Origin of the sequence: Nonomuraea sp. NPDC050022, from assembly GCF_044460705.1 — a bacterium.
In the GTDB taxonomy this organism is placed as follows: Bacteria; Actinomycetota; Actinomycetes; order Streptosporangiales; family Streptosporangiaceae; genus Nonomuraea.
The window spans coordinates 99,251-117,653 of record NZ_JBITKE010000007.1 but is presented as its reverse complement, the minus strand read 5'-3'; the positions used below and the strand labels follow the sequence as shown (position 1 = coordinate 117,653).

At 70.8% G+C, this 18,403-nt stretch carries 15 protein-coding genes; 5 read left to right on the top strand and 10 right to left on the bottom strand.

Annotation, left to right across the window (positions count from 1 at the left end):
* The first annotated feature begins 159 nt into the window (after nt 1-159).
* The 5 genes from ACIBO2_RS29665 to ACIBO2_RS29645 are packed head-to-tail and all read left to right on the top strand — an operon-like array spanning nt 160 to nt 4,985.
* Nucleotides 160-942: an SGNH/GDSL hydrolase family protein gene (locus ACIBO2_RS29665; RefSeq protein WP_358552695.1), complete on the top strand. Its 783-nt coding sequence runs from the start codon at nt 160-162 to the stop codon at nt 940-942.
* A gap of 29 nt (nt 943-971) precedes the next feature.
* Nucleotides 972-2,162 carry an acyltransferase family protein gene (locus tag ACIBO2_RS29660; RefSeq protein WP_397301014.1) on the top strand — a complete coding sequence of 397 codons (1,191 nt, stop codon included), beginning with the start codon at nt 972-974 and terminating at the stop codon, nt 2,160-2,162.
* Between the two features lie 11 nt (nt 2,163-2,173).
* On the top strand, nt 2,174-2,794 hold the full coding sequence (locus ACIBO2_RS29655) for a GerMN domain-containing protein (RefSeq protein WP_397301012.1): 621 nt from the start codon (nt 2,174-2,176) through the stop codon (nt 2,792-2,794).
* Nucleotides 2,791-3,477 (top strand): response regulator transcription factor, encoded by a 687-nt coding sequence (locus tag ACIBO2_RS29650; RefSeq protein WP_397301009.1) that lies wholly within the window; start codon nt 2,791-2,793, stop codon nt 3,475-3,477. Before ACIBO2_RS29655 ends, ACIBO2_RS29650 begins: the two co-directional genes overlap by 4 nt.
* 8 nt (nt 3,478-3,485) lie before the next feature.
* Entirely contained in the window at nt 3,486-4,985 is a 1,500-nt protein-coding gene (locus ACIBO2_RS29645) for an ATP-binding protein (protein WP_397301007.1), read from the top strand.
* On the opposite strand, the gene ACIBO2_RS29640 is transcribed toward ACIBO2_RS29645, so the two are convergent.
* From ACIBO2_RS29640 to ACIBO2_RS29595, 10 genes are all read right to left on the bottom strand, one after another.
* On the bottom strand, nt 4,954-5,313 hold the full coding sequence (locus ACIBO2_RS29640; RefSeq protein WP_358552705.1) for a hypothetical protein: 360 nt from the start codon (nt 5,311-5,313) through the stop codon (nt 4,954-4,956). The two genes, ACIBO2_RS29645 and ACIBO2_RS29640, sit on opposite strands and share 32 nt — an antisense overlap.
* Before the next feature lie 242 nt (nt 5,314-5,555).
* A complete protein-coding gene (locus ACIBO2_RS29635; RefSeq protein WP_397301004.1) occupies nt 5,556-7,244 on the bottom strand; it encodes a hypothetical protein in 1,689 nt (562 codons plus the stop codon).
* Nucleotides 7,237-9,162: a beta-L-arabinofuranosidase domain-containing protein gene (locus tag ACIBO2_RS29630; RefSeq protein WP_358552709.1), complete on the bottom strand. Its 1,926-nt coding sequence runs from the start codon at nt 9,160-9,162 to the stop codon at nt 7,237-7,239. The genes ACIBO2_RS29635 and ACIBO2_RS29630 overlap by 8 nt, the downstream gene beginning before the upstream one ends.
* A gap of 16 nt (nt 9,163-9,178) precedes the next feature.
* On the bottom strand, nt 9,179-9,985 hold the full coding sequence (locus ACIBO2_RS29625; RefSeq protein WP_397301001.1) for a carbohydrate ABC transporter permease: 807 nt from the start codon (nt 9,983-9,985) through the stop codon (nt 9,179-9,181).
* Nucleotides 9,982-10,944, bottom strand: a complete 963-nt coding sequence (locus tag ACIBO2_RS29620; protein WP_397300998.1) for a carbohydrate ABC transporter permease — start codon at nt 10,942-10,944, stop codon at nt 9,982-9,984. The genes ACIBO2_RS29625 and ACIBO2_RS29620 overlap by 4 nt, the downstream gene beginning before the upstream one ends.
* A gap of 3 nt (nt 10,945-10,947) precedes the next feature.
* Nucleotides 10,948-12,207 (bottom strand): extracellular solute-binding protein, encoded by a 1,260-nt coding sequence (locus tag ACIBO2_RS29615; protein WP_397300995.1) that lies wholly within the window; start codon nt 12,205-12,207, stop codon nt 10,948-10,950.
* Nucleotides 12,208-12,274: 67 nt separating this feature from the next.
* On the bottom strand, nt 12,275-13,306 hold the full coding sequence (locus ACIBO2_RS29610) for a LacI family DNA-binding transcriptional regulator (RefSeq protein ID WP_358552717.1): 1,032 nt from the start codon (nt 13,304-13,306) through the stop codon (nt 12,275-12,277).
* A gap of 376 nt (nt 13,307-13,682) precedes the next feature.
* Nucleotides 13,683-15,059 (bottom strand): L-serine ammonia-lyase, encoded by a 1,377-nt coding sequence (locus ACIBO2_RS29605; protein ID WP_397300992.1) that lies wholly within the window; start codon nt 15,057-15,059, stop codon nt 13,683-13,685.
* Nucleotides 15,056-15,643, bottom strand: a complete 588-nt coding sequence (locus ACIBO2_RS29600; protein ID WP_358552721.1) for a sarcosine oxidase subunit gamma family protein — start codon at nt 15,641-15,643, stop codon at nt 15,056-15,058. The genes ACIBO2_RS29605 and ACIBO2_RS29600 overlap by 4 nt, the downstream gene beginning before the upstream one ends.
* Nucleotides 15,636-18,389, bottom strand: coding sequence for an FAD-dependent oxidoreductase (locus tag ACIBO2_RS29595; RefSeq protein ID WP_397301699.1), 2,754 nt, complete (start codon nt 18,387-18,389; stop codon nt 15,636-15,638). The genes ACIBO2_RS29600 and ACIBO2_RS29595 overlap by 8 nt, the downstream gene beginning before the upstream one ends.
* Between the last annotated feature and the right edge of the window lie 14 nt (nt 18,390-18,403).

Genomic DNA, 18,403 nt, shown 5'->3' with positions numbered 1-18,403 from the left:
TGGCGCTGGTCGATGGCGCTGATAAACGCCGCTGATCGACGCCGGGAACCGCTCCACCCAGGCGCAGGGGCACTGCCTTCGTGACAGCCCATCCCCCGTTGTGTGATGAAACGATGACAACGCGGTTGACCTCCGGAATCGTCTGCTTGCCTGATGGTCATGCAAGCGACTCCCTTTTTCTCCGCTGGCCGTACCGGAGCGTTCCTGGCCGTGGCCGTCGCCGTCGGGGCCACGCTCGCGGGTTGCGGCGCCTCCACCGCCTCCACCAGCGATGGGCAGCAGACCGGTCAGCCCGCGACCGGCGTCAGGGTCTTGTGGATGGGTGACTCCATCGCGGGCGCGCAGGCCCCAGCCCTGGAGGCGGCGCTGAAGGCCGGCGGTGTGGCGTTCAAGAACGCCACTTCCGACGGCGGCGGCAACATCGTCGCCGGTGACCATCCGGTGACGGCCATGGGGGCCAAGGACACCTGGAAGACCCTCAAGGCGAACCTCGCCTCCTTCCGGCCGACGGTGATCGCGTACCAGATCACCAGCTACGACTGGGGCGCCGCCAGCCAGCAGCTGTCGGCCTACCAGAAGCTCGCCCGAACGGCCGAGGACGCCGGCGCCCGGCTCGTACTGGTGTCCGCCCCGCCGTTCAAGATCGACGATTTCTTCAAGCCGCACGAGAACGCGATCAAGACCGCGCCCACGATGGCCGCCAAGGCCGCTCACGCAAGCTACCTGGACGCCTCCGAGCTGTGGGGCAGCGACTACGCCGCCGGCAAGGCCCAGCGCGCCAAGGACGGCATCCACTCCTGCCAGCAGGGGTCGGCGGCCTTCGCCACCTGGTTCGCCAAGCGGCTCGGCGAGCTGGCCGGCTTCACCCCGGCCGCCCCCAGCGTCTGGGCCACCGGGCCGTGGACCGGCGACGAGCGCTTCGCCAAACTCGGCTGCGGCTGATGGTGCCGATTCCTCGCGGCGAGAGGTTGATGGTTTCAGCCCCTCGACGCGCGCACATCGGCGCGCTTGACGGGCTGCGCGGGCTCGCTGTCACCGCGGTCCTGCTGTTTCACGCCGGCCAGATGCGCGGCGGGTTCCTGGGCGTCGACCTGTTCTTCGCCCTGTCCGGCTTTCTGATCACCGGCCTGCTGCTGGAGGAGCTCGGCAGCGGCGGCCGGCTCAACCTGATGGCCTTCTGGGGACGCCGGGCCCGCCGTCTCCTGCCCGCGCTGACCGTCATGGTCACGGTGACGCTACCGCTGGCCTGGGCGTTCGCCAGGCCGGACATGCTGAGGTTCGCCCTCCAGGACGCGCCATGGGTGGCCGCCCAGAGCGTGAACTGGCACTATATCCACGAGCAGCTCGGATACTGGGATGCCGCCGGCACCCGCCCGTTCGCCCATCTGTGGAGCATCGGCGTCGAATGGCAGTTCTACCTGGCCTGGCCGCTGATGGTGGCATTGGCCGGAAAAGGGCTCGGCGGGCAGCGGCGAGTCGCGCTCGTAGCGGTCGCCGGTGCGCTCATCTCGCTCCTGCTCATGATCAAGCTTGGGGCGGCCGTGGACACCACCCGCGCCTACGAGGGCACCGACACCCGGGCCTTCTCTCTCCTGCTCGGCGCGGCCGCCGCCACGGCACCCGTCCGAGACGCCGTGGCCGGGCTGCCGCGCCTGGCCGTGGACGCGATCTGTGTCCCGCTGCTGTGCGGGCTGTCCGTCTCATGGCTGCTGACCGATGGGGAAGAGGCCCCGGGCCTGTTCCAGGGCGGGATGTTCGCGCACTCCCTGGGCAGCGCCGTGCTGATCGCGCTCCTGGCCCGTACACCGGACGGTCTGGTGGGCAGGGTGGTCGGCAGCGCCGTACCGAGGCGGCTGGGCGAGCTGTCCTACAGCCTGTACCTGTGGCACTGGCCGGTCTATCTGCTGCTGCCCCGGCCGGTGGCCGGGCTCGACGGCTGGGGCTGGACGATCGCCGCGGTGGGACTGTCGCTGCTGGCCGCGCTAGTCTCGAAGGCCGTGGTCGAGGATCCGGTACGACTGCGCGCCCGGTGGGCCACCGGGCGGCGCGGATGGGCGGCGCTGGCCGTCGCGGGGGTGATGGCGGTGGGGCTGTGGGCGGCGATACCGCGGCCGCGACCCGGTGCCGGGACGGTCGATGTGAGCATGCTGAACCAGCCGTAGCCGGAGAGACCATGCCGAAGAACGAGAGCGAACACATGCCGGAGGTGCTCCGACGGATGGCGCCTGTCATGCCGCGGGCGCTGTGCCGGGTGGCGACCGGCCTGCCGGGGACGCTGTGCCGCGTGGCGGCTGGTCTGATCACGTTGGCGGCGCTGGCGGGCTGCGGGATCACCGACACCGGCGCACTCCCCGCCGGTCAGCCGGCCCAAGGTGGCCTGACCGAGAACAGCAGCCGCCTGCTGCGGGTGTACTTCGTCACGCCTGAGGGCACCTGGCCGGTCTCCCGGCCGGCATCGGACGGAGACCGGTTGCGACAGGCCATGGACGCGCTGCTCGCCGGCCCCACAGCGGCCGAGCGGGCCCGAGGGCTGATCACGCGGCTGCCGTCGGTGACTCGGCCGATCCGGGCCAGTACGACCAAGGGCCGGGTGCAGTTGCGTTTACCGTGGCTGGTGCGCGACCTGCGGCCGGTGGCGGTGAGCCAGCTGGTGTGTACGGCCGCCGCGTCCCCGGGCATCGGCGCCGACCCCGTCGTCGAGGTGTTCGAGCCCGGCATGGCGGGCGACCCCTGGCCGGTCAGGTGCGATGAGAGCGGGTCGGCCATCCCGGCCAAACAGGGAGCCCCTTCGTGACCCGCGTACTACTGATCGAAGACGACCCGGCCGTGCGCCGGGGCGTGAGCCTCGGCCTGCGTCACCGAGGCCACGAAACCCTGCTGGTGGCGACCGGCGAGGACGGGCTGGCCGAACTCATCGCGAGCGCTCCCGAGGTCGTACTGCTCGACCTCATGCTCCCCGGCATGAGCGGCCTGGAGACATGCCGCCGCATCCGCGCCTTCAGCCAGGTGCCCATCGTGATCCTTTCCGCGCGCGACGATGACGTGGACGTCGTCGTGGGCCTGGAAGCCGGCGCCGACGACTACGTGATCAAGCCTGCCAGCAGCGAGGTCATCGAAGCCCGCATGCGCGCGGTGCTGCGCCGTACCACCCAGCCCGCCTCCCCCGGCCAGGCCGCCCGCACCATCCACGGCGACCTGCTCGTCGACCGGGTCGCCTTACGCGTGCTCAAGCACGACGCGCAACTCGCACTGGCGCCGACAGAGCTGAAGCTGCTGCTGTTCCTGTCCGCCGCGCCCGAACAGACCTTCAGCCGCCAGCAACTCCTGGAGCTGGTCTGGGAACACAGCTTCCACGGCGACTACCGGCTGGTCGACGCGTGCGTGATGCGGTTGCGCGCCAAGATTGAGGACGACCCGCGCGACCCCCGCTACATCCAGACCGTGCGCGGCTTCGGCTACCGGTTCGGGCCGCTGTGATCCGCAGCGTGCTCGGCCGCTGGGTGATTCACCCCGTACGCGGCCTCGGCCGGTGGTCGGGGGCTGTGATCCGCCCGCCCCTCGCCCGAGGTCTGCGGGCCCAGCTGGTCCTGGTGTTCCTGCTGGTCTCGGCGCTCAGTGCGCTGACCGCCGCCGCGTTGACCTTCCGGCAGGGCCGTACCGCGATCGTGGAGCGGGTCCAGGCCGACGCCCTGCAGGAGCTCCGCGCCCACCTCACCGCCCGGACGCCCGACCTGCCCGCAGACCCCGCCGAGGCGGACCTGCGTACGCTGGCGCTGCAACTGGACCGCGCGGCGGGCACGCGCGGCTGGCGCACCGCCCTGTCCTATCGCGGCGGCCCGCTCATCACCGCAGGGACGCCGGCGCCGCCGCTGCCCGCGCAACTGCGTACCCAAGCGGCCTCGGCGACCACCGCGCTGGCCCAGCGCTTCCACCACGCCCAGACGCCCTGGCTGGCCGTGGCCCTTCCCGTCGTCGCCACCGCACGCCCGCACAATCCCCCGCCGCTCACCGTCTTCGCCTCCTTCTCCCTGGCCTCCCAGCAGCAGGACGTGGACACCCTGGCGGCGGCCGCCCGCTCCGGAGCCCTGCCCGTCGCCCTGGCCTCCATCGTCCTCGCGCTGCTGGCCGCCCGCAGACTGCTGCGACCGGTCCGGCAGCTGCGGACGGCCGCCGAGCGGATGGCGGGCGGCAGTCTGGACACCCGCGTGAACGTCACCGGCGACGACGAACTCGCCGACCTCGGCCGTACCTTCAACACCATGGCGGCCACGCTCCAGGCCGACGCGGCCGCGCTGCGCGCCATGGAGGCGCGGGCGCGCCGGTTCGCCGCCGATGTCTCCCACGAGTTGCGTACGCCGCTGGCGGCCATGGCCGCCGTGACGGAGGTCCTCGACGCCGACGCCGCCTCCGGCCGCCTCGCGCCACTCACCGCCGAAGCGCTGCACCTGGTCTCCGACGAGACGCGCAAGCTCACCCGCCTGGTCGAGGACCTGATCGAGGTATCCCGCTTCGACGCCGGTGCCGCCGTACTGAACCTCGACGAGGTCGACCTGGGCGAGTTCATCGCCAAGACGCTCGCGTTGCGGCACTGGCGGGACCGGGTCCGCGCCGATGTCCCCCCGGGGCTGCGCGTCCGCCTCGACCCGCGCCGCGTCGATGTCATCCTCGCCAACCTCGTGGGCAACGCACTGGGTCACGGCGGCGCGGCGGTGTCGGTGCTCATCCAGGTGCGGGCCGGTTTCGAGCAGATCACCATCGCTGTCTCCGACGACGGGCCCGGCATCCCCGCCGACCTTCTGCCCCACGTCTTCGACCGCTTCACCAAAGCCGACGCCGCCCGTACCCGAACCGACGGCAGCGGCCTGGGCCTGGCCATCGCCACCGAGAACGCGCGCCTGCACGGCGGCACCCTCACCGCGGCCAACGCGCCCCACGGCGGAGCCATCCTGACCCTCACCCTGCCTCGCGACCCGCTGCCGAGCTGAAGGGACCTGATCCAGGCCGCCGATCCGATACGGCATCCGGCGGTCCGGACATCCAGGCGATCAGTCCTATGAGAGTCAGGACGGGGACGGCGATCAACGCGGGAGAATGCCAGCCGGGAGCCAGTATCTCAAGATCGCCGTCATCATTGAGCAGCCAAAACCGGGTCAGGGGAGAGAGCAGCACACCCACGACCAAAGTCAGTTCGTACAGGATGAACCACACGCCGGTCGGCACGGTGGGCCGGGAGGGTGATCGATGGTTCAGCCGGTCGAGCACGGCGATGAGAATCGCCTCGGCGGCCAGGATCAGGGTGACGCCGAGCGTCACATGTTGACCGCGGCGTACAGGATCGGGGCTGCCAGAGCGGTCGAATATGTCAGGCGACGTACGTTCATGCGCTGTCCCCTCGCCGTGCGCCCGCGGCCGGAGCGGGAGGCGCGTCCTCTCGGATCCGCGGCTCGATGATGACACACCACTCCGGGCCCGCGGTCCGTGAGCAGGCCAGGCTGTCCTGGGCCTGCGCCGCCCCGGCGCGGCGGACCGCGGCCGGGGCGTGCCGTGGCGTTCGGTCAGGTGAGCTCGATGTAGTCCAGTTCGGCGTATCCGGTGCCGCCCGCGAAGTACGGCGAGCCCTTGGCCAGGCGGATCACGTTGTAGCCGGCACCGAGCGTGACAGTGGTACTGATCGTGGCGCCGAACTGGCCCCAGCCCGGGGTAGGCGGGTAACTGACCGTGCTCCACGCACCGCCGTTGTACGCCAGGCCCTGCGTCGAGGTGGCGCCGGTGCCGTTGGCGTAGCCGATGGTCATCGTGTACGCGCGAGCGGCGGGCACGTTCACCACGAAGTCCACGTAGCTGTCGGTACGCGGCGTGCCCGAGTTGTCGATCCGCCCCACATAGCCGCCGCCCGACGCGCCGGCGGCGCTCAGCCGCTGGGCGCGGAACACCGAGGCGTTCTCGGCCTCATACCGCCGCTGGTAGGCGGGCACCCCGCTGACCGGCTCGACGATGAGCTGGTAGGCGCTGGTGGCGGCCATGTTCGGCACGGACACGCTGAGCTGGCCGCCGCTCACCGCGCGGGTGGTGGTGGAGATCGTGGTGGGTGCGCTCACGGCGGTGAAGCGGCCGCTGGACGGGGTGGACAGCAGCGTGACGCGGACGCTGGAGCCCAGTGCGCCGATGCCCGTCAGGTTGACGGTGTTGGTGCCGGACTCGTTGCCGAACACCACGTTGACGATCTTGCGGGTGCCGTCGTAGGAGGCGAACCCGTCCAGGCCGGTCTGCGTGCCCGGCGTCGTCGCGACCATGCTGCCGGCCATGTCGCCGTACCACTTGTACAGCCACCAGGTGCCGGTGGGCTGGTTGTTGTTGACGACCAGGCCGTTCATGGTGCCGTACTCGTACCAGAAGGCCCGATGCGCGGACTCCACGCCGCCGCGCTCGAACTTGGCCACGTAGCTGGCGATCCGGCCGGGTACGTCCACCTCACCGGTGGCGGCGTACTCGTTGATGGAGACCCGGCGCGGGCTGATGCCCAGGGAGGACTCCAGGTTCCGGTAGTCGGCGAGGTCGGCGGCGATCCGGTCGGGGTTCACCAGCTCGTGCCAGCAGATGATGTCGGGCAGCGTGCCGGTGTCCCTGGCACGGGTCAGGAACGACTGCATCCAGGAGCGGTTGTACGTGGCGGTGCTGGGGCCGACGACGGGCGTCAGCGTGTCGAGCGCGCGCACCGCCCGGTACGTACGCACCCAGCCGTCGTTGAAGGCGCCCGCGGCGGCGGTGTTCCAGGTCCAGTCGGGCTCGTTCCAGAGCTCCCAGCCGATCACGTTCGTGACTGTCGAGGCCGAGAGCCGGGCGTTGACCATGGTGTTCACCTTGGCCAGCCAGTCGTTCCAGCTCACCCACCGGTAGGGGAAGTCCGGGTAGATGTCGGGCATCCGGACGAACTCGCCAGCGCCGACCCGGGTGGCCTGCGGAGCCACCAGCAGCGAGTCGCCACCAGGCGGCTGACCGTTGGGGCGCTGGCCCACGCCGGGCGCGGGCTGGGTCAGCGAGTTCACCTTGATCGGTAACAGGGTGGAGTCGGCCGGCCTGCTGTTCTCCGCGAGGCCGTACAGGCCGCCCGAGGCGACGTGGGTCACCGGCCGGAACGGCTGGGCGACGTTGACGGTCAGCGTCGCGCCCGCCGCCGCGGCCGGGGGCGTGAAGGTCGCCAGGGTCGCGGCCGCGGTGATCACGGCTAAGAGGGGTTTACGCACGGTGCTCTCCTTCGGGGGGTTGGGATGCGGGCAACCAGATGCGCATGCTCGACGGGCCGCGATGCGCCCATGAGTGGTAGGGCCGCAGCGGCACGTCGAACCATTCGGCGTTATCGACGGGTGTGGTGGCCGTGGGATAGGGCCATGGCCGGTCGGCGTACGCGGGCAGCCGGCCGCGGAGCCGGACGCCGCCGGGTTCCGCATGCGGGGCGGACAGGGGGTCGATCGTCAGAGCGTCGAGCCCGCCGGGGTCAGGGAGGTCGCGGGACTCGACGCACAGGACCTCCGGGCCACGTTCGACGGCGACGCAACCGCGTACAGCGTCGATGCGCGGATCCGGCCGGGTGAAGCGCGGCGCCATCGGCAGTTCGAGGGTGATGACCTCACCCACGCGGAAGGCGCGCCGAACCTCGACCATGCCGGGCTCGACGGACTGGGGCCGCCCATCGATGATCAGCGTGGCTCCGGCCGCCCATGCGGGAACCCGCAGCGCGAGCGTCCATGGCGCCGGCTCGTCGGCCGCTATCCGGACGCGGATGGTCCCGGTCTCGGGGTAGCCGGTCTCGACGTCCACGGCCACCCGCCTGCCGTCCGGCAGTTCGGCGCTGATGGCGCACGAGGCGTACTGGTGGATCTGGAGGCCGTCGTCGTCCGCGGTGGCGAGGTAACCGCCGAGGCTCGCCAGCGTCCGCGCGACGTTGGTGGGACAGCAGGACACGTCGAACCAGGCGGCCCGGGTGCCCCCTTCGGCACGCGGGCTCACCTCGGTGCCGTCCGTCGGCTTGCCCGGCACCCGCTGATGGAGGGGGTTGGCGTAGAAGAAGGCCCGGCCGTCGGGACTCGGGGAGGTCGCGATGATGTTGTAGAGCGTGCGCTCGATCAGGTCGGTGTAGCGGACGTCGGCGGTGGCCAGGTACAACCGCCACGAGACCATGATCGAGGCGACCCCCGCGCACGTCTCGCAGTACGCCCGGTCCGGCGGCAGCTCCCAGTCCTCGCCGAACCCCTCGTCCTGGTGGCGTGAGCCCATGCCTCCCGTGATGTACGTCCGGCGCGCGACGGAGCGCTCCCACTGCCGTTCCACCGCCCGCAGCAGCTCGTCGTCGCCGCGCTCGACGGCCACGTCCACCGCCGCGGCGGTGAGGTAGAGCGCGCGGACCGCGTGGCCACGCCACACGTCGGCCTCCCGGATCGGGACGTCGTCCTGGAAGTAGGCCCGTCCCAGCGGAATGTCGCGGAGCGTGCCGTGCCCACGGCGGTCAAGGAACAGGCGGGCCTGCTCGACGTAGCGCTCCTCCCCCAGCGCCCGGCCGAACTCCGCCAGGCCGACCTCGATCTCCGGGTGCCCGCAGATCTTGGGCAGGCCGTCGGCCCCGAAGGTCCGGCACACGTGGTCGGCGGCCCGCCGCGCGACCCGTACCAGGTCGTCCTCGCCGGCCGTGCGCAGCCGCGCGACCGCCGCCTGCAGGAGATGGCCGATGTTGTAGAGCTCGTGCCCGCCTTCGAGGTCGCTGTAGCGCGGCCGCTGCTCGCCGTGCCCGAAGCAGGTGCCGAGGTATCCGTCCGGATCCTGCGCCCGGGCGACGCGCGCGGTGAGCCGCTTGATCGCGGCTTCCGCCTCCGGGTCGCCGGTACGACCCGTCTCCCAGGCCAGGGCCTCCAGGAGCTTGTAGACCTCCGAATCGGAGAACGGCCAGCCGGGCCGGTCGGGCGAGGTCGTCCCGTCGGCGACACGATCGAAGTTCGCCAGCCAGCCGAGGCGCTCCATCCACGACTCGCAGTGGGCCAGGGTCGCCGTGCCGTTGACGGCCTGGCGGGCGGCCCAGAAGCCGCCGGTGATGGAGACCTGCGCGAGGGGACGTACCCGGCCGCGGGAGGGCAGCACGGGACAGGAGCCGCCCGTCGTGCCTTCGGTCATGTCGTGCGCCTTTCGTTCAGTCTTTGACGGCGCCCGCGGTGACCCCGGCGGCGATGTAGCGCTGCGCGAGAACCAGCAGGAAGGCCGCCGGGATGGACGCGATCACGGCCGTCGCCATGATCGAGTTCCACTGCGTGGTGTTGTTGCCGATGTAGCGGTAGATGCCGAGGGTGATCGGGATGACGTCGCTGTTGCGGTTGAGGGTCGAGGCGAAGATGAAGTCCGACCATGCCCACAGGAAGGCGAAGAGCGAGACCGTGATCACCGAGTTGCGGCTCAGCGGCAGGATGATGGACCGGAACGTGCGCCAGGTGCTCGCCCCGTCGATCTGGGCCGCGGCCATGAGCTCACGGGGGATGCTCGCCATGAACGCCCGGAAGAGCAGCACCGCGAACGGCACGGCCAGTGTCGAGTCGGCGACGATCAGGCCCGCCACGGTGTTCAGCATCCCGAGCCTGATGTAGATCGTGTAGAAGCCCATGGCCATGACGACGGCCGGGATCATCTGCGCGACCAGGAGCACGAAGTCGATCCCGCGGGCGCCGCGCGGCCGCAGTTTCGCCAGTGAGTACCCCGCGGGCAGTGCCACGAGCAGCGTGAGCGCGACGGTGCCGAGGCCGATGAAGAGACTGGTGGCGAGGGCGGGCAGCTGCTGGCCGAGCGCCGCGGTGTAGCCCTCGAACGTGGGGTTCCAGGGGAACCAGTGGGGCGGATCGGCCCGCATGTCGCTCGTCTTGGTGAGCGAGACGTTGAACATCCAGTAGACGGGGAAGAGCATCAGCCCCACCAGCACGACACCGAGCACCGTCTTCCACCTGCTCATGCCTGTTCCTCCCTGCGCTGCAGGCGCACGTACGCGAGTCCGGCGGTGAAGGCGATGAGGATGAGCAGGTTGCCGACGGCCGCCGCCGGGGAGAAGTCGGGCTGGCCGGTGCCGAACGCCTCCCGGTACGACCAGCTGGCCAGCGTCGTGGACGCGTCCGCCGGACCGCCCTTCGTCATGATCCAGATGATGTCGACGACCTTGAGCGTGTAGATCAGGCCGAGCAGCAGAGTGATCGCCGACACCGGGCGCAGCAGGGGGAAGGTGATGCGCCAGAACCGCTGCCACGAGTTCGCCCCGTCCAGGCCGGCGGCCTCGTACAGGTCGGCCGGGATGTTCTGCAGCCCGGCGTAGAGGATCACCAGGTTGAAGGGGATCCCGAGCCAGATGTTGGCGACCGTGACGGACAGCAGCGAGGTGTCGGGGGACGTCAGCCAGTTGATCTGGCCGATCCCGAACGCCTGGAGGACCGTGTTGACGATGCCGTTGTCGCTGTTGAGCATCCACGACCAGGTCGAGGCGGAGACGATCAGGGGCAGCAGCCACGGCACGAGGAACATCGCGCGTAGTACCGCGGAGAGGCGGAAGTTGCGGTGGAAGAAGACGGCGAGGGCCAGGCCGAGGGCGTACTGGACGGCGATGGACCCCAGGGTGAACAGCGCTGTGTTGAGCAGGGCCGCCAGGAACGTGTCGTCGGAGACTACGTTCAGGTAATTGTCCAGCCCGGTGAACTCCGGGTTGCCCTGTACGAAGGCGCGCGGTGTGTAGTCGTGCACGCTGAGGTCGATGTTGCGATAGAGCGGATAGGCGTAGAAGACGGCCAGGTAGACGACGAGCGGCGCGAGGAAGGCGAAGGCCGTCCACTGCCGCGAGCGGCGCCGGGCGGTGGAGCCCGCCGCCCGGCTCGCCACGCTGCCGGCGGCGGCCGCCACCGTCTGGGTGCGAGTCCTCGTGAGCACGGCTCAGCCGCCGATCGCCTGCTTGGCCTGGGTTTGGGCCGCCTTGAGCGCGTCAGCCGGGCTCGCCGTGCCGCTCAGCGCCTTCTGCACCGCCGTCCACATGGCCTCGGAGATCTTCGGGTATTTGGTGCCGAGGTTGTCGCTCGTTCGGCCCTTGGCCGAACGCACCGCTTCGACCCACGGCTGCAGGCTGGGCTCCTTCGCCAGGATCGCCTTCTGCCCTTCTGCGGTGGACGGGATGTAGTACGCGAACGTCGTACCGGTTTCCACCAGGCCCTCGGGCGTGGTCATGCATTCGAGGATCTTCTTGGTGGTGTTGTAGCGCTGGGTGTCCTTCTGCACCGGGACCGTGATGAACTCGCCGCCCGTGGGTGTGGGGGCGGCCCCGCCGTCCTTGCCCGGGATCTGCACGATGCCGGTGGGGAAGCCGGCTTTCGCGGCGCTGTTGATCTGCCAGGTGCCGTTCTCGGCGAACGCGAACTCACCGGTGAGGAACTCCTCCCACGTGGTGTTCTGGGAGTTGCTGATGACCGAGTTGGGGGCGATGCCGTCCTTGACCCACGAGTTCCACAAGGTGAGCGCCTCGACGGCCTGGGGCGAGTCGAGCTGCGTGAGCTGCGCGCCGGAGCCCCAGAACCACGGCAGGAACTGGAACGAGCCCTCCTCCGTGCCGATGGCCGAGAAGGTGATCGGCTTCTTGCCCGCGGCCTTGACCTTCTTCAGCGCGGAATTGAGCGAGGCCCAGTCCTTGATCGATTTCGGGTCGACACCGGCGGCGTCGAGGATCTTCTTGTTGTAGTACAGCGCGAGGGTGTTCGCGCCGATGGGGATGCCGTACGTCTTGCCGTCCAGCTCTCCGGCGGCGATGAGGTTCTTGTCGAATCTCGCGGTGTCGAGGCCGAAGTCGCCCATCGAGGTGAGCATCCCCGCGTCCGCCAGGGTGGAGACGGCGGGGTTGTCGAGGAGGATGACGTCGGGCGCGTTGCCTTCCTGGCCCGCGAGCAGGGCCTGGTTCGTCAGCGCGGTCGTGTCGTACGCGGTGCGCTTGATGGCGACGCCGGCCTGCTGCCCGCAGGCGTTCACCCGCTTGGCCCAGGCGGAGGCCGGGTCGTGCTGCGGGTACGGGTCCCACCACGTGTAGGCGCCGCCCGCGGATGCGCTGCTGGTGGCGGCGCCGCCCTGGGGAGCCGATGAGCAGGCGGCCAGAGCGGACAGTGCCAGGACGGCGGCACCGACCTTGGTGGACGTGGATGGACGGGGCATTGGATTCCTCCAATGTTAGCGCTCACATTTTACTGTGGCCGGACGGTCGTGGGGCTGTGGCCCGCGCTCAGCGGGCGGGCGGGGCTTTCGGGGGTGCGGTGCTTCCCCGTGACACCAGTTCGGGAGAGATGAAGCGGACGACGAACGGCTCGCTTCGGGCCGCCGCCGATTCCACGCGGCGTACGAGCTGGCGCACCGCCATGGCGCCCAGACGGTCGGGTGCGCTCTCGATGAACGAATAAGGCAGGGAGAAGGTCGCGGCGAACTCGGCGGAGTAGCGCCCGATGACCGACAGGTCCTCGGGCACCCGGAGTCCCCGCCCGTAGGTGACGGAGGGCAGCGCGGCAGCGGCCGCCTCGTTGTTGATGAGCAGGCCCGTCGCCGAGGGGTGCGCGTCGAGCAGGGCGTTGAGCAGGCGTCCGACGGCCGGCTGCCGGGACTCGCCGTACACCGCGTGCAGCGTGACACCGAGCTGCCGCGCGCGTTCCAGCGCGGCGTCCCTCAGCCGCCACACGTACGCGCCGCCGCGCTCGACCACGTGTTCCGGCTGCGAGACCAGGATGAGCTCGCGGTGGCCGAGCCGGTGGAGGTGATCCACCATGCCCCTTCCGGCCTCCTCGAAGTCGAGGTCGAACACGTCGAGTCCCGAGCAGTCGCCCGGCAGGCCGACCAGGGCGCCCGGTTGCGGCGCCGCACGCAGGATGGGCAGTCGCGCGTCCTCCTGCGCGATGTTCATCAGAACGACGCCGTCCACCATCCGGGAATCGGTGACGCGCCGCAGCGCCCGCGCGCCGTCGGCCTCGGTGACCAGCAGCGTGTCGTAGCCCAGGTCGCGGGCGGTGTCCGTGACGCCGAGGATGTACTGCATCATCGCGGGCGCGAACTCGTCTTCGTGGAACTGGGCGAGCAGACCGAGGACCTTGGTCTGGGATGTGGCCAGTGCGCGAGCGCCCGCGTTCGGCGTGTACGCCAGCGCCTCGGCCGCCGCCAGCACGCGCAGGCGGACCTCTTGCGAGATGGGCCGCTTGCCCGACAGCGCGTAGGACGCCGTGCTGCGGCTCACGCCGGCCTCCCGGGCCACGTCTCCGATCGTCGCCATTCTCACCTCCTGCGTCGAATTGTTGTCGCGTCATCGTCGAACCGGTTCGACGATGACGTAAAAGGCTCCCTGCATCGAGGACCGGATGGCCGGACGAAAAACGCCTTTTCCTGGGAATTTCCGGACAGATGCCATCCCGCGACTCGACATCGCCACGGGAGCGTCCGCCTGCGACCTTCGCGATCAAGCGAACCGGTTCAACGATCTGGCTCGACTTTCACTCACAAGGCGACGCACGTCAAGAGTGCGGTATCGAATCGTGACATGCCGGAAACGCCAAAGCCTCGGATGCGGTCGACCCATTGACGTGCGACGGCGCGGCTACGTGACTTACGCGCAACTCTCGTTGCGTCGCGGGAGCCACTGGAAAGACCGTTCAGCATTCGATGACGTTGACGGCGAGGCCGCCGCGTGAGGTCTCCTTGTACTTGTCGAGCATGTCACGGCCGGTGTCGCGCATCGTCTTGATGGCCTTGTCCAGCGAGACGAAGTGGCGGCCGTCGCCACGTAGCGCGATGCGGGCGGCGGTGATGGCCTTGATCGAGGCGACGGCGTTGCGTTCGATGCACGGGATCTGCACCAACCCACCGACCGGGTCGCACGTCAGGCCGAGATTGTGCTCGATGCCGATCTCGGCGGCGTTCTCCACCTGCTCCGGGGTGCCGCCCAACACCTCGGTCAGCCCGGCGGCGGCCATCGAGCAGGCTGAGCCGACCTCGCCCTGGCAGCCCACCTCGGCCCCGGAGATGGAGGCGTTCTCCTTGAACAGCACGCCTATCGCCGCCGCGGTCAAGAAGAAGCGGATCACCCCCTCCTCATCGACGCCGGGCACGTACCTGGAGTAGTAGGTCAGCACCGCCGGGATGATGCCCGCCGCGCCGTTGGTCGGCGCGGTGACGATGCGACCACCGGCGGCGTTCTCCTCGTTGACCGCCAGCGCGAACAGCGACACCCAGTCCATCACCTGCAACGGATCGGCGCCGGAGGCCTCGCTCTGCAGCCGGCGTTGCAACTGGTGGGCGCGCCGCCTGACCCTCAGCCCGCCGGGCAGCATCCCCTCCCGGGAGATGCCCCGCCGCACGCACTGCGACATCACCCGCCACAGCTCCAGGATCTGCCCGCGGATCTGCTCGTCGGTGCGGCCGAACGCCTTCTCGTTCTCCAGCATCAGCCCCGAGATCGACAGGCCGGTGGCCGAGCAGTGCTTGAGCAGTTCCTCAGCGGTGGTGAACGGATAGGGCAGCACGGTGTCGTCGGCTTTGATCCGGTCGGCGCCGGTGGCGTTCTCGTCCACCACGAAGCCGCCGCCGACAGAGTAGTAGACCTTCTCCCGCAGCACCGACCCGTCGGTGGCCAGCGCGGTGAAGCGCATGCCGTTGGGGTGACCGGGCAGCGAGATCCTGCGTTCGAAGACAAGGTCCTCGCCGACCACGAACGGGATCGGGTGGCTGCCGTACAGACTGATCGTGGCCGAGGAGCGCATCAGGGCCAGCCGGGCGTCGATACCGTCGACGTCGACCAGCTCGGGCTTGTCACCCGACAGGCCGAGCAGGACGGCCTTGTCACTGCCGTGGCCCTTGCCGGTCAGGCCCAGTGAGCCGTACAGGATCGCCTGGACCCGGGCCGTGCGCGGCAGCAGGCCGTCCTCGTGCAGCCCCCGCGCGAACCGGTGCGCGGCCGCCATCGGGCCGCCTGTGTGCGAGCTGGACGGCCCGATGCCGATCTTGAACAGGTCGAAGACGCCGATGCTCACCCGAGGTGTTCCGTCGCCGCGTCGAGGAGCCACTCCGCCAGGTACGCGGCGAAGGACGAGCGGACGAGCACGAGGAAGCCATCGGGCCGGGCCAGGAGCACGACCTGGGCCTGTGCCAGCATGGTCTGCGCGCAACTCCCGGGCCCGAAGACGCTGGGGTGCAGGTCGAGCGCACAGCCGTGGGCCAGCAGGTCGCGCGCGCGGGGGCCCGACACCAGCAGGGTGGTGCGCTGGGCCGACACGTCCACGATCGACCCGTGCCGGTCCCCGAGAGCTTTGCGCAGCAGCTCGTGCCGGTAGCCCTCGGGCCCGATCACCAGCCACTCGTCGGGACCGAGCCAGGCCACCGTGACGTCGTCGGCGCCGGAGCCGGCCCCGGAGCCGGTCTGTACGGCGGTGCACGGCTCGACGGGCAGCCGCACCCCCAGCACGGCCCCGAGGTCCTCGGCCGGCGGGCTCGCCGGGTCGACGCGCACGTTGACGTGGGTGAGGAACGGCAGCTCGGCGAGCCGCAGCCCCCCACCTTCGGACGCGGCGGCGAACCGGCCCGCGAAGGCCGCGGCCGGGCTCCTGCGCTCAGCCATCACGGCGCGCTCCTTCCGGGTCGTACAGAACGTGAGAGGCGACGGTCACCGGCACGAACCTGCCCGCGACCGGCGCGTACAGCCGCTCTCCGAGCCGGCCCTGCCCGCCACTGACCAGCGCCAGCGCGAACGTGCGGCCCAGGGCCGCGCTGCGATAGCTGGAGGTGACGTGGCCGAGGGCGGGCACGGGCGGCTGTGGCGGCGAGGCCGTGGCGACCAGGTGCGCCCCTTCGGGCAGCAGGAAGTCCGGATCCTCCGGCAGCAGACCGACGAGCTGCTTGCGGTCCGTCCGCGAGGTGTCGGCCCGCGCGAACGATCGCTTGCCGATGAAGTCGGGCTTCTTCTTCGACACCACCCAGGACATACCCAGGTCCTGCGGGGTGACCGTGCCGTCGGTGTCCTGGCCGACGATCGGGTAGCCCTTCTCGGCTCGCAGCACGTGCATGGTCTCGGTCCCGTACGGGGTCACGAGTCCGGTATCCATGATCGCCCTCCACAGGGGCAGGCCGTCCCAGGACGTCACGTTGATCTCGAAGGCCAGCTCGCCGGAGAAGCTGATCCGGCACACCCGCGCCGGGATCCCGGCCACGTGCGCGTCCCGCCAGGTCATGAACGGGAAGGCCGCCGCGTCCACCGTGAGCCCCGGCGCGAGCCCGGCGAGCACCTCACGCGAGGCCGGCCCGACGAGGGCGACCGTGGCCCACTGCTCGGTTACCGACGTGCAGTACACCCGCAGCCAGGGCCACTCGGTCTGCAGCCACTCCTCCATCCAGTCGAGGACGGTCGCCGCGTTGCCCGTCGTGGTGGTGATGAGGAAGTGGTCCTCGGCGAGGCGGATGACCGTGCCGTCGTCGAATACCATTCCGTCGGGCCGGCACATGACGCCGTAGCGGATGGCGCCGACCTTCAGCGAGCTCATCAGGTTGGTGTACAGCCGGTCGAGGAACTCCCCCGCGTCGGGCCCGATCACGTCGATCTTGCCGAGGGTGGAGGCGTCCATCGCCGCCACACCCTCGCGGGCCGCCCGGCACTCGCGCAGCACAGTGGCCTCCATGTCCTCGCCGGGACGCGGGTAGTACCACGGCCGCTTCCACTGACCGACGTTCTCGAAGAGCGCGCCGTGGGCGACGTGCCACTCGTGCAGCGCCGTCACTCTGACGGGGTCGTGCAGCAGGCCGCGGTCGCGGCCGGCCAGGGTCGCGAAGCTCACGGGCAGGTACGGCGCGCGGAACGTGGTGATGCCCAGCTCGGCCACCGGCACGCCGATCGCGTGGGCCACGACCGCCGAGGTGAGCAGCCCGGAGGTCTTGCCCTGATCGTGGGCCGTTCCGGCGGTGGTGTAGCGCTTGACGTGCTCGACGGAGCGCAGGCCGGCGCCGGTCGCCCGCTGGATGTCGGCGACGGTCACGTCCCGCTGCAGGTCGACGAAGTGCGCCGAGTAGTCGCTCGCGGGGACCAGCCAGTACGCCTCCCCCGCCGCCTCCAGGTCTCCCGCCGCCGCCCCGGCCACGTCGACGGCCTGCCGGGACCGGTCGGGAACGAGTGTGCCGAGCGCCTCGTCGTAGCGGAGCGTGCCGCCCGACTGGCTGAACAGGTGGACGACCGGGTTCCAGCCGCCCGACACGAGCAGCAGGTCGGCGTCGAGCGCCCGCTCCCCGGCCGCGGAAGCGGTGGGAGTGGCGTCCCTTGCCGTGGCGTCCGTTGCCTCGGCGACCAGCACCGACGAGACCTGGCCGTCGCCACGGGCAGCGGTCACCACGCGGCCTGGCAGCAGCGCGATACCGCGCTCACGTGCCCTTTCGGCCCAGCCCGGGCCAGGGGCGGGCCGGACGTCGACGATGGCCGCCACCTCCACACCCGCCTCGGCGAGGTCGAGAGCGGCGGCGTAGGCGCTGTCGTTCGCGGTGAACACCACCGCGCGGCGGCCCGGCAGCACGCCGTACCTGTTGGCGTAGGTACGGGCGGCGCTGGCCAGCATCACGCCGGGCAGGTCGTTGCCCGCGAAGGCGATCGGCCGCTCGTGCGCGCCGGTGGCCAAGACCACCCGTCGCGCCCTGATGCGCCAGACCCGCTCGCGTGCCACGGCGGCGGGCGCCGCGCCGCCGAGGTGGTTGGTGCGCCGCTCGACGGCGACCAGGTAGTTGTCGTCGTAGTAGCCGAAGACGGTGGTGCGCCGCAGCACCCGCACCTCGGGCAGGTCCTCCAGCGCGGCCGCCATCGTGGCGGCCCACTCTGCGCCCGGCACGCCGTCCACGAGGTCGGTCGTGCCCAGCAGGCTGCCGCCCGGCTCGGGCTGCTCGTCGGCGAGGATCACCCGCGCGCCGGTTCTCGCCGCCTCGCGAGCGGCGGCCAACCCGGCCGGCCCGGCGCCGACCACCAGGACGTCGCAGTGGGCGTGGACGCTGTCGTACCGGGCCGGGTCGGGCTCGGTCGCCAGGCGGCCCTGGCCGACGAGACTGCTGGCGACCAGGCCGTCATACAGCTCGACCGTGGTGGCGGGCAGCATCGGCTCGGGGAACGGCTCCTCGATCTGGACGACCGCGTTGGGCTCCTCGCTGCCCGCGGAGAAGATCCCGCGCGGGCGGCCCAGCCTGACGCTGGTGGCGACCTGGCGTACGCCGTTGGCCAGCAGCGCGGAGGCGAGGGTGTCACCGGGGTGGCCGGTGTACTCCTGCCCGTCGAACCGGAAGCGCAGAGTGCGGGAGCGGTCGATGCGGCCGCCGCTCTCCCGCCTCAGCCCGTCCATTCGGTCGCCGCTCT

What these genes read in the sequence shown, in the direction of transcription:
- ACIBO2_RS29615 (WP_397300995.1), bottom strand. Translation starts at nt 12,207, where the DNA reads ATGCCCCGTCCATCCACGTCCACCAAGGTCGGTGCCGCCGTCCTGGCA.
- ACIBO2_RS29610 (WP_358552717.1), bottom strand. Translation starts at nt 13,306, where the DNA reads ATGGCGACGATCGGAGACGTGGCCCGGGAGGCCGGCGTGAGCCGCAGC.
- ACIBO2_RS29655 (WP_397301012.1), top strand. Translation starts at nt 2,174, where the DNA reads ATGCCGAAGAACGAGAGCGAACACATGCCGGAGGTGCTCCGACGGATG.
- ACIBO2_RS29600 (WP_358552721.1), bottom strand. Translation starts at nt 15,643, where the DNA reads ATGGCTGAGCGCAGGAGCCCGGCCGCGGCCTTCGCGGGCCGGTTCGCC.
- ACIBO2_RS29660 (WP_397301014.1), top strand. Translation starts at nt 972, where the DNA reads ATGGTTTCAGCCCCTCGACGCGCGCACATCGGCGCGCTTGACGGGCTG.
- ACIBO2_RS29595 (WP_397301699.1), bottom strand. Translation starts at nt 18,389, where the DNA reads ATGGACGGGCTGAGGCGGGAGAGCGGCGGCCGCATCGACCGCTCCCGC.
- ACIBO2_RS29625 (WP_397301001.1), bottom strand. Translation starts at nt 9,985, where the DNA reads ATGAGCAGGTGGAAGACGGTGCTCGGTGTCGTGCTGGTGGGGCTGATG.
- ACIBO2_RS29665 (WP_358552695.1), top strand. Translation starts at nt 160, where the DNA reads ATGCAAGCGACTCCCTTTTTCTCCGCTGGCCGTACCGGAGCGTTCCTG.
- ACIBO2_RS29630 (WP_358552709.1), bottom strand. Translation starts at nt 9,162, where the DNA reads ATGACCGAAGGCACGACGGGCGGCTCCTGTCCCGTGCTGCCCTCCCGC.